Here is a 16,273-nt window from a genome sequence, read left to right as displayed (position 1 = left end):
ATTATTTTTCTATCCAAATATGTAGATTGGTGAAAGATAATTTAATATTTTTCTCGGTCTTTGATTTAAAGACAATATAAATTTATGAACTTCATTTTTATTAGTTTTTGAAAAAATAAATTTTTTAGGAAATTTTTTTCTGATTAAACCATTAGTATTTTCATTAGTACCTCTTTGTCAAGGTGAATATGGATTGGCAAAATAAATTTTTACATCTAAATTTTTTTCAAGTTGTTGTCAATTTGAAAATTCTTTGCCACGATCAAAAGTAATAGTTTTAACAATGTTTTTAGGAAGAATTGATAAATAATAACTGACATTTTTATTAATAACTTTAGTAGTTCTGTTTTTAACTAATATTGCTAAAGTAAATCGTGATACTCTTTCAACTAAAGTTATTAAACATGATTTGCTTTTACCTCGTGATGATACTATAGTATCTCCTTCTCAATGACCAAGTGTTATACGATCATTAACATTTATATCTCGTTCTTTAATTGATTTACCATTAAACTTGCCACGATTTTCTTTAGATTTTCGCTTTTTACCTTTTCTTCTTAAATTTTTACTAGTAACTTTATCAAGCATTCCAAAATAAATTCAAGTATAAATTGTTTTAAAACTAATAACTCACTCTTTATGAAAATTTTTAATTCTGCCATAAATTTGTTCAGGTGATCAACCTAATAGTAATTTTTGTTGTACATATTTTACTAAATTCTTATTTTTAAACTTATGAAAACTAATATGTGATTGTTTTCGATTTTCAGCTTTATTTTGTGCAATTAATGAAAAATAATGATTATTATCTTTATTTCTATTAATTTCTCGAATAATAGTACTAATACTTCGATTAAGATTTTTAGCTATTTCACTAATTTTAAATTTAAATTTCAATTGATTCTCAATATAAATCCTTTCATCTATGCCAAGATGTTTATAACTCATACAAAAACTCCTTACTTTTTTCTAAACTAAATTTAGCATTATGAAATTTTTATATGAGAATTTTTTGCAATTTTATTTACTTGCACTTACAAGTATAATTCAGCATTTTTTGTTAATAATAAACTTTCTGTTGATATATTATATATAATTATATTATGTTTAAAATTAATCAAAAATTTTAATTATAAAAGGTAGGAAATTAAGTATGGAAAACCTTAGTGTTGGCGAAATAATAACAAAATTTAATTTAACAATTTTATATATTAATCCCAAAATTCCAATTGAAAAAAGAATTATTACTAATATTGGTACTAATCGTGGTGGTTTAGAGTTAACAGGATTTAAAACTAAACAAATCTCACGTAGTCGTCGTATAATTTTATTAAGCAGTAAAGAAAGCGAATATATTTCTTCTTTACCAAAAACAGAATTTAAGAACCATTTTAGTAATATTTTAGAAGATCATATTCCTGCTATTTTTGTAACACCTAATTTTAAATTTAAAAAAGAATTATGTGACTGTGCTAAAGCGATTAATTCAACAGTTCCAATTATTGAAGTATTATTTTTTACTTCTGAATTTGCAGCAACAGTTTCTACGTATATTGTTGAACGTTTATCTGAATCTAAACGTTTACATGGTACTCTAGTAAATATTTTTGGTTATGGTGTCCTAATTACAGGTGAAAGTGGTATTGGTAAATCAGAAACAACATTAGATTTATTACGTAATGGGCACTTATTTGTTGGCGATGATAGTATTGATATTTTAAAAGTCAACAATAAAATTGTAGGAAAAGTTAATCCGATTATTAAAAATTTAATTGAAATTAGAGGAATAGGTATCCTAGATATTACCAAAATGTATGGATATCATGTTATAATGCATGAGAGTCAAGTAAATTTAATTATTAATTTAATTAGAATTGAAAATGATGGTTGAACTAAAGTTGATCGACTTGGTGATCACAATAACTTTGATGTTTTTTTTGAAATTAAAGTGCCTAAAATAATTATTCCTGTTAGTCAAGGAAGAAATTTAGCTGATTTAATTGAAGCAGCAGTTATTAGTTTAAAGTTAAAAGATGAAGGTCAAGACGCTACTGCTAGTTTTCAAAAACAAATAATTAGAAATTTAACAAAAAAGAAATAATTTAATTATTAAATTATCAAAAAGGAAAAAATATGATTAATGATGATGGATACAATAGTTTAATTACCGATATTCCGGGAACGGGAATTCATATTTATTCAGTATTAATGGCAATAGGTTTTTTAACTGCTGTCATTGCTTCATGAATAAAATTATATCGTCGTAATATTCCAACTAAAACTTTAGAATGAGGAACATTAGTTATTGCATTAGCAGGATTAATAGGAGCAAGAGCATGATATGTTCTTAATAATACTAGCACAATTGAAAATTCACTTGATGTAGTTGCCGTTTGAAGAGGTGGTATGGCAATTGAAGGAGGCGTTACAGTTGGAATGATAGTAGGGTTCTTTATTTTTTATCGTACTTCAAAACAGTTACAAATTTCAATGTTAGTTTTTATTGATTGTATTGTTCCAAATATTTTATTAGGTCAAGCGATTGGTAGATGAGGTAATTTTTTTAATCAAGAATTACTAGGAACTGATGTTGGTCATCCTTTCAGTTGATTACCAACATGAATAAATAATCATTTACATTATGGTTTTAATAGCGATAATCGAGATCCTGTTGCTGTTTATCGTCAACCTTTATTTTTATATGAGTCATTATCTTCATTATTTGGTTGATTCTTTTTAACGTTTTTTGTACCAAAAACAGGACAAATATTTAGTAAAAAACCATGAAAATTAGATTCTTCGCAATTTATTTCGCCTTTAAAGACTAATCCAATTGTTGGAAAAGATTTTTTAAAACCTTGAACGGTTATTAAAAAAATTCATGGATATCGTAAATTTAAATATGAAAGTTGAAAACAAGCATATTTTGATTTTACACCCAATAAGAATAGTGTTAAAAGTGTTGAAAAAATACCTTGAAAAGATGTTAAAACACATTCAAAAGTTAAATCAAAGATAAAAAAATGATATTTAAAGATTAAATATAATATGCAACCACATTCTAAATCTTTAAATACTATGTATAATCCTAATAATTATCGAGTAACGTATGCAGGAGTATCAGGTATTTTATACTTTGTCTTTTATGGTATTATTAGAATGATTTTAGAACCACTTCGTGATAATAGAGACATTATGAAAATTGCCAATGTTTCAACTTCAATGATAGTTTCTGGAATGTGAATTATTTTAGGTGTTATTTTAGTAATATTTGCACAAATTATTGCACCATCAAGATTTCGTAAAGGAGAATGATTATATGAAAAATCATACTAATAAAGAAAATAAATATGATTATGATTTAGTAGTTATTGGTGGTGGTCCAGCAGGAATGACAGCTGCTATTTATGCACAAAGAGCAAATCTTAAAACTGTGATTATTGAAAAATATATTGTTGGTGGAAAAATGATTAAAACTTCTGAAATTGAAAATTATCCGGGTTATGACTATATTTTAGGGCCTGAATTATCAGAAAAAATGCAAAAGCAAGTTGAGAAAATACAAGTTGAATTTGTTACTGATGAGGTTATTAAAATTACAGATAGTGAAAATCATAAAATTAAAACAGTCCTTTTAAGTAGTGGTGATGTTCTTATTGTTAAAGGAGTAATTATAGCTACTGGTTCATTAGAACGTAAAATTGGTGTTCCTGGTGAAGAAGAATATGCTAATCGTGGTGTTTCTTATTGTGCTGTTTGTGATGGTGCTTTATTTAAGAATAAAATTATTAGTGTAGTTGGCGGTGGTTATGCTGCTTGTGAAGAATCTTTATATTTAACAAGATTTACTAATAAAGTTAATCTTATTCATCGTCGTGATCAATTTCGTGCTGATGATAAAACCGTTAATAAAGTTAAAAATAATGAAAATATTAATTTAATAACTGATCATGTTGTATTAAAAGTATTAGGTACTGAGGATAAGAAAAAAGTAGGTAAATTAGAAATTAAAAATATTAAAACTAAGGAAATTAGTGAAATTACTACTGATGCCTTATTTCCTTATATTGGTTCTGATCCTGTTACAAAATTTGTTAAAGATTTAGATATTTGTGATAGCAATGGTTATATTATAGTTAATGATAAGTGTCAAACTAAAATCCCAGGATTATATGCAGCTGGTGATGTAATTGCTAAAAATTTAAGACAAATAGTAACTGCTGTTAACGATGGAGCGATTGCAGCACAATATTTAATAAACTTTATTGATAATTTTAATGAATAAAGTGTACAATTGAGGTGATAGTAATGATATCATTTACAACAAGTGTAAAAGATGAAATCTGTCAAAAAAATTTTAAAAATTGTTGTCAGAAATCTTTGCTATCAGCATATTCGCTTATTAATGGTAAGATTACAAATTCAGATAAAATAAATAATGAGATTATTATTCATAGTTTTCATAACAAAACCACTAGGTTAATATATAAATTTTTAAAAAATCAATATAAAGATGTAAAATTGATAGTTATGGTGGATGTTTTAAATAAATTTGAGCGTCCAAAGGTGTATAATATTCGTATTAATAATAAAATTGATTTTATTATTAATGATTTAATGCTTCAAGATAAATATCTTTTTATTGAGAAAGAAGCTATGCACCAGCATATAATAATAAAAGAGCATTGTATAAGAGCGTATATCGCAGGAATCTTCCTTGTAGTTGGCAGTATCAATTCTCCTTCAACACCTAACTACCATTTGGAATTACAATTTCATAATGATATGTTGGCTAAAAAAATTAAAAATATTTTATTACAAATTTTTAAATTAAACTTTAAAATAATAAAACGTCGTAATAAAACGGTGCTTTATCTAAAAAAATCTAATGTAATTTCTGACTTTTTAAAAATAATTGATTGTCCACAAGCAGTTTTCGCTTTTGAAGATAAACGCATTTCACGAGAATTATTTAATAATATTAATCGTTTTAATAATATTGATATTTCTAATCAACAAAAAATTTTAAATGCTGGAGACCAGCAAGTTATAATGATTTCTGTTTTAAAGGATAAAAAACTTTTCAAAGCGTTGTCATTAAAAGCTCAAATTATTTCAAATTTAAGATTAAAAAATCCTGAAGCATCACTTTCAGAATTGGGTGAACTTTACTATCAAGAAACTGGTTTTGTCATTACTAAGTCTGGGGTTAATCATTTAATTCGCGAAATTAAGAAAAAGTATCAAGAAACATTGTAAGTTAATAATAAAAAGTATAAGAGGAGGCCATACAATGAAAAAGAAAGAAATTTTAAGCAAAGGTCGTCAAGATTTATTGAATGCTTTTGGAAAACGAATGAAAACTTTACGTAATCAAAAAGGTAGAAAATTTTCACAAGAGAAACTTGGAGAAGCAAGCGGCCTACATCGTAATTATATTTCTGATGCTGAAAGAGGAACAAGAAACGTATCTTTAGTTGCAATCTTAAAAATAATTAATGGGTTGGATTCATCTATTAGTGAGTTTTTTGCTGTAGGGTTTGATAATATTGATACTTCAAATTTATATGACACATTTAGTGTTGAATAAAATCAATTTAATACACTTTTAGTAGTACTTTATAAATAAGTACTACTTTTTTATTATTTTATTTTTTATTAAAAATAAATTTGAGAAAAGTATTAGTACTTTTTATAAAATTAATTGATATTCACTAGTAATTTTTTTATCTTAATGAAGATTATGAAAATTATTCACTTTATATTATGAATAATTAATCATTAAAATGTTATAATTTAATTATTGATTATCATTAAGGAGTTATTATGACAATAGAAAATACAGAAGTTGAAATTGAAAATGTTACTACTAATGTTGATAATGCTAAAAAATAACCTTATCAGTTAAGTAGTATTATTTCACCTATATTTGGTCTTAATCATCAAAAAATAACTACGATTCCAATTAATATTAAAAAAGCTGATAGCAGTTCTAGCACTATTGAGCAATATGTTGATAAAAAACTAAAGAAAATATTTTTCGTGAAAAAGAAGTAGCGTATAATAATTCTAGTAATCTTGATAATACTAGAATTGCACAAATTAAAAAAAATAGAGAACAACAACAAATATATGATAGTTTACCATCGCGCTATCTAGAATTTCGCGATAAAATATTTAAAGAAACTACATCTATTAATTACAATAATGCAAGTAATAATAACGATACAGTTATTACAACTATTGATTTGTTAGTTGATGATATTTTAGATGAAAATAAATAGGAGATGCTATGAATAATATAATAAAATCCAATATTATTGACGAATTAAAATGACGTAATATCTTAAAAGATATTAGTAGCATAGATAAAGTAATTAATGCAGGAAAATTAGGAAAAGGAATATATTGTGGTTTTGATCCAAGTAATGATTCATTACATTTGGGTAATTTACTACAAATTATTTTATTGCATCGTTTTGCTATATTTGGTTTTCAACCAATTGCTGTTATTGGTGGTACAACGGCAATGATTGGTGATCCAAGTGGTAAAAATAAAGAACGTAATTTATTAGATGAAAATGTGTTACAAACTAATGTTAGAAAAATAAAAGAGCAGTTAGTGACATTATTAAATTATGAAAATATTGATAATTTAACATCATTAAAATTAATTAAAACATGTAATTTATTAAATGATAAAGAATATGAAACATTAGAGATGATTATTAAAAGTATTAATCCAAATAATCAATATCAACAGACTTTAAGTAGTATTTTAAAAACATTGCCCTTACCTTGAGAAGAATTAGGATTATCAGCATCATTACTAAAAACTTTATATGAAATTTGTAATTTTGATCAAAAGTGAATTACTATGAAAAGTGATTTAAATAATCTTTCCTTTAAACAATTGTTAAATTATTGTGATAGTTATGTAGAAACTTGAATTACATTTTTAAAATTACCATTGGGAACATTAAACAATAAAATTAAACCAATTAAAATTATTAATAATCAAACATGATTAGACCCACTAACAATTACAACTTTTTTGCGTGATATTGGTAAGCATTTTAATGTTAATCAAATGTTAGGCAAAGAAATGATTGCTAATCGTTTAAATTCTGGAATTTCTTATACTGAATTTTCTTATATGGTATTACAAGCGTATGATTTTTATCATTTATATGAAAAAGAGCAATGTTATATTCAATCTGGTGGTAGTGATCAATGAGGAAATATTACTTCCGGTTTAGATTTAATTAGAAAACAAAAAGGTGATGAACATCATGCTGCCGGTATTACTATTAATTTATTAACTAAATCTAATGGTGAAAAATTTGGTAAAAGCGAAAAAGGTGCTATATTTTTAAATAGTGAAAAAAATTCGCCTTATGAGTTATATCAATTTTTATTTAATCAAGAAGATAAAGATTTGCCTACTTTTTTTAATTCTTTAACTTTATTTAGTGAAGAACAAATAGCAAAAATTTTAGTAATTCATAACAGTGATGTTAAGCAACATTATGGACAAAAGATTTTAGCAGCTTTATTAACAGTATTTATTCATAAATTAAATGGATATTTTAGTGCTATTAATATTACTAATGCTTTTTTCCACGACCGGATTCATCAAATGAAATCATCTGAGATTTTACAGGTTTTAAAAGATGTACCACATTTTAATCTTAATCATAATGAACAAATAATTGATTTTTTAGTTAATAATCAAATTTGTAATTCAAAAAGAATAGCAAGAGAACTAATTATTCAAGGTTCAATTGTTGTTAATGGTGAAAAAATTACCAATATAAATTTTCTTATTAGTAAAAAAAACGCAATTAATAATCAAGTAACAGTTATTAAAAAAGGTAAGCGTCATTATTTTATAGTTGTTCATAAATAAGGAAGGGTATTTAAATATGATATTTATTAATGTTTCTCCATTATTATGGGATATTATTATTTTTGCTATTATTATTTTTGGTATTGTTACTGGCTTTTTTATTGGGGGAAGAGCATTAACATTTATTAGCGCTGGTAATTTACTTAGTATTTGTTTAATGTTGGCATTTAAACCAATGTTAATAGATTCTTTTAAAAATATGGTATCACCATGGTTTAGTGACCTTAGCGGTAGTTTTGCTTCATTTAAGAATTTATTAACTGATAATATTGGATTTTTGATATATGCTATTGTTTGAATTATTGGTATTAATATTTTATTTTGAATAATCTATATTATTTTATATTTTGTACTTTTTAATAAAAATAAAATTGAACACAAAGCAATAAATGCTACAGCAGGAATTTTAATTAATTTTATTAGAATGAGTATTTTAGGTAGTATCATAATAATTATGATGGGTATTAGTGTTTTCGGTAATAAATTATTAAGTTATGGTGTTATTAAAAATGAAATACAAACAACTTCTGTTACTCATAAAATATTTAGTAGTATTGATAATAATCTTCCTTTTTTAAATGTTAATGTAACAGACATTAACACTGTTATTGATTTATATCAAAATAGTGAAACATTAAAGCAGAGTATAAATGAATTAAAAAATAATACAACTTATGAGGAATGTTACAGTACTGTTGAAAAGTTAAAAATGATAGGTATATTAAGAGTAGATGAAACCGATAAAATTGCTAATGCTCTAAAAGAAATGGAATCAACAGGTGATATCAATGCTAATAAAAAAATAATTATAGAACTCTTGCAACAACACGGAGTTGATAATTTTTTAGATGTTAATTATATGGTATTAGTTTTTAATGCTTATGCTAATATACTTAATTTATATTCGGAAGTAGTACAAGTATTTGATAATAATTTAAAAGATATGCCAAGAATAGATACTACACTTCCAAAAAATATGGGTCGTTATAATCTTTTAAAGCCTAAAATTTCTGCTTTTACTAATTCAATTAAAGATGTAATAGTAAGAGAACATATTATTCAAAATTTAAAAAATATTTATAATCCGTTTTAATAAAAATGCTAAATTGTAAAGGTAAGTGCAACTAAATTATTTTTCTATCCAAATATTCGATTGGTGAAAGATAATTTAATATTTTTCTCGGTCTTTGATTTAAAGACAATATAAATTTATGAACTTCATTTTTATTAGTTTTTGAAAAAATAAATTTTTTAGGAAATTTTTCTCTAATTAAACCATTAGTATTTTCATTAGTACCTCTTTGTCAAGGTTAATATGGATTGGCAAAATAAATTTTTACATCTAAATTTTTTTCAAGTTGTTGTCAATTTGAAAATTCTTTGCCACGATCAAAAGTAATAGTTTTAACAATGTTTTTAGGAAGAATTGATAAATAATAACTGACATTTTTATTAATAACTTTAGTAGTTCTGTTTTTAACTAATATTGCTAAAGTAAATCGTGATACTCTTTCAACTAAAGTTATTAAACATGATTTGCTTTTACCTCGTGATGATACTATAGTATCTCCTTCTCAATGACCAAGTGTTATACGATCATTAACATTTATATCTCGTTCTTTAATTGATTTACCATTAAACTTGCCACGATTTTCTTTAGATTTTCGTTTTTTACCTTTTCTTCTTAAATTTTTACTAGTAACTTTATCAAGCATTCCAAAATAAATTCAAGTATAAATTGTTTTAAAACTAATAACTCATTGTTTATGAAAATTTTTAATTCTGCCATAAATTTGTTCAGGTGATCAACCTAATAGTAATTTTTGTTGTACATATTTTACTAAATTCTTATTTTTAAACTTATGAAAACTAATATGTGATTGTTTTCGATTTTCAGCTTTATTTTGTGCAATTAATGAAAAATAATGATTATTATCTTTATTTCTATTAATTTCTCGAATAATAGTACTAATACTTCGATTAAGATTTTTAGCTATTTCACTAATTTTAAATTTAAATTTCAATTGATTCTCAATATAAATCCTTTCATCTATGCCAAGATGTTTATAACTCATATAAAAACTCCTTACTTTTTTCTAAACTAAATTTAGCATTATGAAATTTTTATATGAGAATTTTTTGCAATTTTATTTACTTGCACTTACAAGTATAATTCAGCAAAATAAAAAAATAGTTGAGGAATTTAATTTTTACTTATAACTGGAGTAGTAATTTTTCTTTGTGTTTTAAAAAAAATATGATATTATTACCTAGTAATTTAATAAATGTTCTTTCCTATTATAGATATTTTCTATATTAGGATTTTTATTAAGTTAATTTTAATAAACAAAGGAAGATAAAGAATATGTTAGATGATTTATTAATAAAAACATTAGAAAACACACCTAAAGAATATAAGAAAAATATGATTGACAGTTTCAGAATAAATATAGGTAAATTAATTAATAATATTAATGACTATATAGACGTTGAAGAGAAAATTTATAATGCAGAAAGTAAAGCAGGATATTCTGTTTCTTATAATCCTTTTTATATGTCACTTCAACATCGAATTAATATCCAACTATTAAAAGAAATAGTAAATGCTCTTAATAATGTTGATGAATTAGAAAAGTTTAAAAAATTAGAAGAAATATATAAAGAATTAGTTACTAGAAAAGAAGAAATTGAAACACCAAATTCAAGATGAAAGAATGCTAATAAATATAAAGAACCTAATAATCCTGACTTACAAACAAGAATTAATCAAATTTTAGAAAATGGTCCATTAACAAGACAACAAAATTTTATTGATGCAGCAAATCAAGAACATATTCCTAATAATGGTAATGGTTCAAATAGTTTTCATAATGTTATATAATATGAACCTATATTAAGTTCATTATTTATAGAGAACATATAAAAGTTACCCCAAAGGGTAACTTTTACAATATTTTATTTTTTATTAAATCAATAGTATTTTCTACTTGTTTATTATTACTTTCTTTTTTGTCTTTTGTTTTAATAAATCGATAAGTACTAATGATTAAAAAACCTATATAAATTAAATAAGATATCGTTAATACTGATATTAGTAAAATATTATCATAATAATTTTTAGTAAAAAATGAAAATATGTTACTAAAAATTAAAGGAATTATAGCTATTCATAAAATTAAATATTTCTTTTTGTTTTTACTAATTCCTAATCAGCCAATAGCTGTTATCATAACAGCTATCACAAAAGTAATACTAACTATTTTTTCAGAAATTTCATTTTTAATCATTTTTATTCTTCCTTTACTCATCTATAATTAAAATTATATCATTTAATTTAATTGACATAGTAGTTGTAGAAAATTAATTGTTACTTTTTTTTTAAGGAAATTGATTAATAGATAATTAATTTATATTTTATTTTTTCAAAAATAAAAAAAATAATAAATGCTTTTATTGATATTTACCATCTAAAAAATAAATCTGTTATCAATTGATAACAGATTTTAAATTAATTATTAATTTTAAGCACGTCCATATGATTCAACAACTAATGCTTCATTAATATCAGTATTTAGTTCGTCACGTAGTGGATGACGTACATATGTACCAATAAATGTTTTTTTATTGAATTCAATAAATGGTAATGTTGAAGCATTAGCGCTTAATGCTTCAATAATTTTTGCATTTTTTTGTGCTTTTTCAGTAATAGTAATTTTATCTCCTATTTTAACACGATATGAAGGAATATTAACTTTTTTACCATTAACTAAAACATGACCATGATTTACTAATTGACGAGCACCTTTTCTTGTTAAAGATAAACCTAAACGAAAAACAATATTATCTAATCTTGATTCTAAGAATACCAACAAGTTAGTACCAGTAACACCATGAGTTTTTTTTGATTCATCAAATAAATTTTTCATTTGACGAGAATTTAAACCATAAGTGAAACGAATTTTTTGTTTTTCTTGTAATTGTAATCCATAGTTAGAAAGTTTAATTCTTTTTTGACCGTGTTGTCCAGGAGCGAATGTTCGCTTTTTTCCTTTTGCAAATTCTTTACCAGATTCAAGAATTGAGAAGTTTAATCTTCTTGATTTTCTAAAAACCGGACCATTATATCTTGACATAATAAAAACCTCCTTGGAATGTATACAAACACAAAGAGACTTTAATAAGTTCTCATTAAGATAGTTTACAATTCGCCAGAACAGCACTGGTTACTATTAAGATTAATAGAAAATTCTACTAATAAAAAGAATAATCTTTGAGGGTAAACTATTTGCAACTTAATAATACTTATTTGCTGCTTTCGTGAATGCTTGTTAATTATAGGATAAGTAATGTTATTTGTCAAATATTATTTTTCATTTTTGCAATTAAATATCATTAAATTTTAGTTATTATTTTTTTAAAAAATAATTTAAATTTATATAATGAAATTTAGTATTTAATTTAAAAAAGTTAGTTATTGAATTTTGGTATTTTTTGTCATCAGTTATTCCTGAATTCCAGAAAAAGTCAATATATTCTATGACTTTTTCTGGAATTCATTGTGAAATATCTTGATTAAATTTTTTTGCGTCATAGAACATAAAATTCATATCTGTTACATTTGAAACATTTCAACCGGAAATGTTTTGATTAAATTTTTCGGCACCAGCAAACATACTACGCATGTCTGTTACTTTTTCTACATTTCATGTTGAAAGCTCTTTATCAAATTCAAGAGCGTTACAAAACATGTAACTCATATCTGTTACTTTAGAAGTATTTCAGTTTGAAATATTTCCATTAAAGTATTTTGCATAGTAAAACATGTAACTAATATTTGTTACATTAGAAGTATTTCACTTTGAAAGATCTTGATTGAATTTTGAAGCACCACCAAACATATTATGCATAGTTGTTACATTTGAAACATTTCATTTTGAAATATTTTGATTGAATGATTGTGTAAGAGAAAACATTGATGTCATGTTTGTCACTTTTGAAGTGTCTCAGTTTGAAATGTCTTGGTTGAATTTTGAGCTACCAGAAAACATTTCTTGCAATGATGTTATTTCTGATGGTAGTTTGTCAGGTACTTTTTCAATTATTCTTGACATTTTAACCACTTGAATTTCACCTTGTTGATTTTTATAAAAACCAATTTGAACAACCTCTTTACTTTCTATATTTGACAAATCTTCTATATTAGTTTTTATTTCTTCTCCATTTTTATTTTTGTAAATTGTATCTTGTTGTGTTTTGTATGTTTTTAATAATATTTTCATTAATAAAACCCCCTTTTTATTTACTTTTAATATTTTTTAGATAAATATAATTGATAGACTTATTATTTTAAACTTATATTTATGAATTTATATAACTTTTTATTATTATCTTAAGATTTATTTAAAAATATTTACTTTTAATTTATAATAATATTTTTATTTAAGTTCATAATTATGATATTAAAGATAAGTAATATAGTTTTGATAAATCTTAATTAAAGTTTATATGTGAAAAAATTAATATACAATAAAAAATATTTAATGTTAATTATTATGAGTAAACTTGATTAAAATTTTTAATTATTTATTTTTAATACCATTTTTTATTTATTGACTAAAAACACCCATACTATCATTTTTATCTCATGAACCAATTCTATTTGTAACAAGTCTTATTCCTTGATCTTCTGGTAGTCTTTTAAAAAAATTATTTATTTCTTGAAAATGATCAATAATAACTTTTATTTTTGTATAAATATCATCTTGACTTATACTACCACCCAATCCAGTATCGTCTTCTTTTGCAAATTTATTGATAATTTTAAAAAATAATTGTTTAAAATTTTCTTGTTTTTCAGTATTATAGATATTTTGGATATGTAAAAAGTTATCATAACTAATTTTTACTTTTATTCAATCATGTGCAGCAGGACGATAATCTACTTCAAATAGATTTTTATTATTAAATTTGTATAAAAATTTGTATAAATCATTAGCAATTTGTTCTTGAACTCATTTTGTTGGATGAAATTGATCTAAAAAAAATAGTTATCAATATTTTGTGAGTTTGCACCAGAAACATATTGAGTTTGTAATATTCCATTTTTTCCAAGAGTATTTATATCAATTTTAGTAGCATTTGAATCTTGGTATTGACTTCCTCTATTTTTGAATTGTTCAAATAGTTTATTAAATTTTGAAAAAACATCATACTCTTTAATATTTGTTTTTTCAAAGTTTTTATTTGCTTTTTTAATTTCTTCAGTTAATTTTAAGTTAAATTTATTTACAAGATTTGTCATTGGTTGTTGATTAATAGTTTCTTTATAGTTAGGAATTAATCCCATATCAGCAATATTTGTTATAACTATTTTTTTAATATTTTTATTAATTAATTCTGTTAAATCTTCATCAATTTTATTAATAATTTTATTAATAGCATTATCAATATCAGTAATGTTATGATCAATTATTCACATTAAATCATTAGTTCCAATGTTTATAAAAACTAAATCATCATTATAAAAATCACTATGTTGTTTTATTAATGATTTTATTTGCTCATCAAGTGAAAATTTATTTAAAAATAAACCTTCAAGACCATAAACTTTTTCTATAAATGTTCCACCAACAGCGTAGTTAGTACCTATTTGTGAAAAATGTTGACCATTTAATGCTATAAAGTCTCATCCAGCTGTAACTTTTTGTTTTAATTTTTTACTAATTAATTCGGTTGCAACAGGGCCATTACATCAAGATCGATTTTGATAATAAGGAGGTTTTAATTGTACATCATGAGATTTCATAAGTTCCTCTGGGAGGGGAATATTTTGAAAAAATTGACTTCCTGCACCAACCAATGCTCCTACATCTGATAAACTGTCTCCTAAAGTATAAAAATTATTTTGAAAATTACTTGTATTATAATTTGCATTACTTAATGTTGAGATTATGTTTGTCATTAGTTTTATTAAATTTTTCATAGTTATTTATTCTCCTTTTAATTTATTTTTAGTTTTTAATTTATTGTTTAAATAATGATATATTTTGGTATATATTTTTTAATTTGTATTTTTGTAGAATTAAATTAAGACTTATTTAAAAAGTATTTTAAATAAGTCTTAATTTAAGTTTATAATTGAAAAAAATAATATATAATAAAAAAATGTTTAATGTAATTATTTTTAGAAAATAATACTATATTTTTAAAAAATAAATATTTTTATAAGAGTTAGTTATAACTTTTAATTATTTATTTTGTAATCGATAATTTTGTGTAAAAATAATTATTAAATCTTTGATAATACTTGTTTTTTTAAATAAGTTTCTATATAATTATTAATGCTTTAAGCAATGTAGTCCCGGTAAAAATTACACTGTAAGGAGAAAAAAATGCGTCAAACAACAATGAATTTCAGTAACATTGAAAAAAAGTGATATGTTATTGATGCCAGTGGTTTAATTTTAGGACGTTTTGCAACTAAAGTTGCAATGATATTGCGTGGTAAAAATAAACCTTCATTTACACCACATTTAGATTGTGGAGATTATATCATTATTATTAATGCAAACAAAATTAAATTAACAGGTAATAAATTACAAGATAAGAAGTATTATAACCATTCACAATATCCTGGTGGATTACGTGTACGTAATGTACAAAGTATGATTGCTAAAGATGCTTCTGAATTAGTAGAGATAGCGATTAAAGGTATGCTACCAAATACTACCTTAGGTCGTAAGCAATTTACACATCTTCATGTTTATAACCATGATCAACATCAACATCAAGCCCAAAACCCCGAAGTTTTAATATTAGGCCAATAGGAGTAGACTTTTATGACAACATCTAATAAAACCGTAACTTATTCAAGTTCAGGCGGACGTAAAACGTCAACTGCCCGTGTTCATTTAAAAAATACTGGTCAATCAAAAATATTAATTAATGGTTTTGATCCTTTAAAATATTTAGAACAAGAAATCTTAGTTCAAGATATGTTATTACCTTTAAAAGTAACTAATACGTTAGAAAACTTTGAAATTAATATCAAAGTTGAAGGTGGCGGAAGAACTGGTCAAGCTGGTGCAGCACGTTTAGCTTTATCTAATGTTTTAGTTAAGGTGTCAGAAGATTATCGAGTATTATTAAGACAATTTGGATTATTAACTCGTGATGCACGTAAAAAAGAACGTAAAAAATATGGTTTAAAAGCAGCCAGAAAAGCACCGCAGTTTTCAAAACGTTAATATAACGCTAAATTGTAAAGGTAAGTGCAACTAAATTATTTTTCTATCCAAATATTCGATTGGTGAAAGATAATTTAATATTTTTCTCGGTCTTTGATTTAAAGACAATATAAATTTA

The 16,273-nt window shown here is 23.8% G+C and carries 17 protein-coding genes; 10 read left to right on the top strand and 7 right to left on the bottom strand.

The features are described from left to right. Positions 1-9 precede the first annotated feature (9 nt). Positions 10-948: an IS30 family transposase gene (locus ACICQF_RS00655; protein ID WP_395473303.1), complete on the bottom strand. Its 939-nt coding sequence runs from the start codon at positions 946-948 to the stop codon at positions 10-12. Positions 949-1,153: 205 nt separating this feature from the next. Here ACICQF_RS00655 and hprK point away from each other — a divergent pair, with 205 nt between their 5' ends. The 7 genes from hprK (at position 1,154) to ACICQF_RS00620 (ending at position 9,002) form a co-directional block, all read left to right on the top strand. Beyond that, positions 1,154-2,101 carry an HPr(Ser) kinase/phosphatase gene (hprK, locus tag ACICQF_RS00650; protein WP_395473302.1) on the top strand — a complete coding sequence of 316 codons (948 nt, stop codon included), beginning with the start codon at positions 1,154-1,156 and terminating at the stop codon, positions 2,099-2,101. A gap of 32 nt (positions 2,102-2,133) precedes the next feature. Then, entirely contained in the window at positions 2,134-3,336 is a 1,203-nt protein-coding gene (locus ACICQF_RS00645; protein ID WP_395473301.1) for a prolipoprotein diacylglyceryl transferase, read from the top strand. Next, positions 3,320-4,285, top strand: coding sequence for a thioredoxin-disulfide reductase (trxB, locus tag ACICQF_RS00640; RefSeq protein WP_395473300.1), 966 nt, complete (start codon positions 3,320-3,322; stop codon positions 4,283-4,285). The genes ACICQF_RS00645 and trxB overlap by 17 nt, the downstream gene beginning before the upstream one ends. A gap of 23 nt (positions 4,286-4,308) precedes the next feature. Beyond that, on the top strand, positions 4,309-5,259 hold the full coding sequence (gene whiA / locus ACICQF_RS00635) for a DNA-binding protein WhiA (protein WP_395473299.1): 951 nt from the start codon (positions 4,309-4,311) through the stop codon (positions 5,257-5,259). 34 nt (positions 5,260-5,293) lie between these two features. Then, a complete protein-coding gene (locus ACICQF_RS00630; protein WP_252319896.1) occupies positions 5,294-5,590 on the top strand; it encodes a helix-turn-helix domain-containing protein in 297 nt (98 codons plus the stop codon). Positions 5,591-6,292: 702 nt separating this feature from the next. Beyond that, on the top strand, positions 6,293-7,909 hold the full coding sequence (gene tyrS / locus ACICQF_RS00625; protein ID WP_395473298.1) for a tyrosine--tRNA ligase: 1,617 nt from the start codon (positions 6,293-6,295) through the stop codon (positions 7,907-7,909). A 16-nt stretch (positions 7,910-7,925) separates the two neighbouring features. After that, entirely contained in the window at positions 7,926-9,002 is a 1,077-nt protein-coding gene (locus ACICQF_RS00620; protein WP_395473297.1) for a hypothetical protein, read from the top strand. A gap of 217 nt (positions 9,003-9,219) precedes the next feature. On the opposite strand, the gene ACICQF_RS00615 is transcribed toward ACICQF_RS00620, so the two are convergent. Then, a complete protein-coding gene (locus ACICQF_RS00615; protein ID WP_395473289.1) occupies positions 9,220-9,984 on the bottom strand; it encodes an IS30 family transposase in 765 nt (254 codons plus the stop codon). 290 nt (positions 9,985-10,274) lie between these two features. Between ACICQF_RS00615 and ACICQF_RS00610 the strand changes: the two genes are divergently transcribed. Further along, positions 10,275-10,790 carry a hypothetical protein gene (locus ACICQF_RS00610; protein WP_395473296.1) on the top strand — a complete coding sequence of 172 codons (516 nt, stop codon included), beginning with the start codon at positions 10,275-10,277 and terminating at the stop codon, positions 10,788-10,790. A gap of 64 nt (positions 10,791-10,854) precedes the next feature. Here ACICQF_RS00610 and ACICQF_RS00605 read toward each other — a convergent pair whose 3' ends face one another. From ACICQF_RS00605 to ACICQF_RS00585, 5 genes are all read right to left on the bottom strand, one after another. Beyond that, positions 10,855-11,196 carry a hypothetical protein gene (locus ACICQF_RS00605; protein WP_338958972.1) on the bottom strand — a complete coding sequence of 114 codons (342 nt, stop codon included), beginning with the start codon at positions 11,194-11,196 and terminating at the stop codon, positions 10,855-10,857. A 234-nt stretch (positions 11,197-11,430) separates the two neighbouring features. After that, positions 11,431-12,042, bottom strand: a complete 612-nt coding sequence (rpsD, locus tag ACICQF_RS00600; protein ID WP_395473295.1) for a 30S ribosomal protein S4 — start codon at positions 12,040-12,042, stop codon at positions 11,431-11,433. 273 nt (positions 12,043-12,315) lie between these two features. Then, positions 12,316-13,188, bottom strand: a complete 873-nt coding sequence (locus ACICQF_RS00595; RefSeq protein WP_395473294.1) for a BspA family leucine-rich repeat surface protein — start codon at positions 13,186-13,188, stop codon at positions 12,316-12,318. A gap of 327 nt (positions 13,189-13,515) precedes the next feature. Continuing rightward, complete coding sequence (locus tag ACICQF_RS00590; RefSeq protein ID WP_395473293.1) at positions 13,516-13,692, bottom strand: hypothetical protein; 177 nt, start codon at positions 13,690-13,692, stop codon at positions 13,516-13,518. A gap of 251 nt (positions 13,693-13,943) precedes the next feature. Continuing rightward, a complete protein-coding gene (locus tag ACICQF_RS00585; RefSeq protein ID WP_395473292.1) occupies positions 13,944-14,891 on the bottom strand; it encodes an SGNH/GDSL hydrolase family protein in 948 nt (315 codons plus the stop codon). A 409-nt stretch (positions 14,892-15,300) separates the two neighbouring features. Between ACICQF_RS00585 and rplM the strand changes: the two genes are divergently transcribed. Together rplM and rpsI are read left to right on the top strand one after the other, a co-directional pair. Beyond that, a complete protein-coding gene (gene rplM, locus ACICQF_RS00580) occupies positions 15,301-15,735 on the top strand; it encodes a 50S ribosomal protein L13 (RefSeq protein WP_395473291.1) in 435 nt (144 codons plus the stop codon). Positions 15,736-15,747: 12 nt separating this feature from the next. Then, entirely contained in the window at positions 15,748-16,155 is a 408-nt protein-coding gene (rpsI, locus tag ACICQF_RS00575) for a 30S ribosomal protein S9 (protein WP_395473290.1), read from the top strand. Positions 16,156-16,273: the final 118 nt, after the last annotated feature.

The organism is Spiroplasma endosymbiont of Nomada rufipes (genome assembly GCF_964277355.1).
Taxonomy (GTDB): Bacteria; Bacillota_I; Bacilli_A; order Mycoplasmatales; family VBWQ01; genus Spiroplasma_E.
The sequence above is the reverse complement of the archived record's forward strand: the minus strand, read 5'-3'. Positions and strand labels throughout refer to the sequence as shown.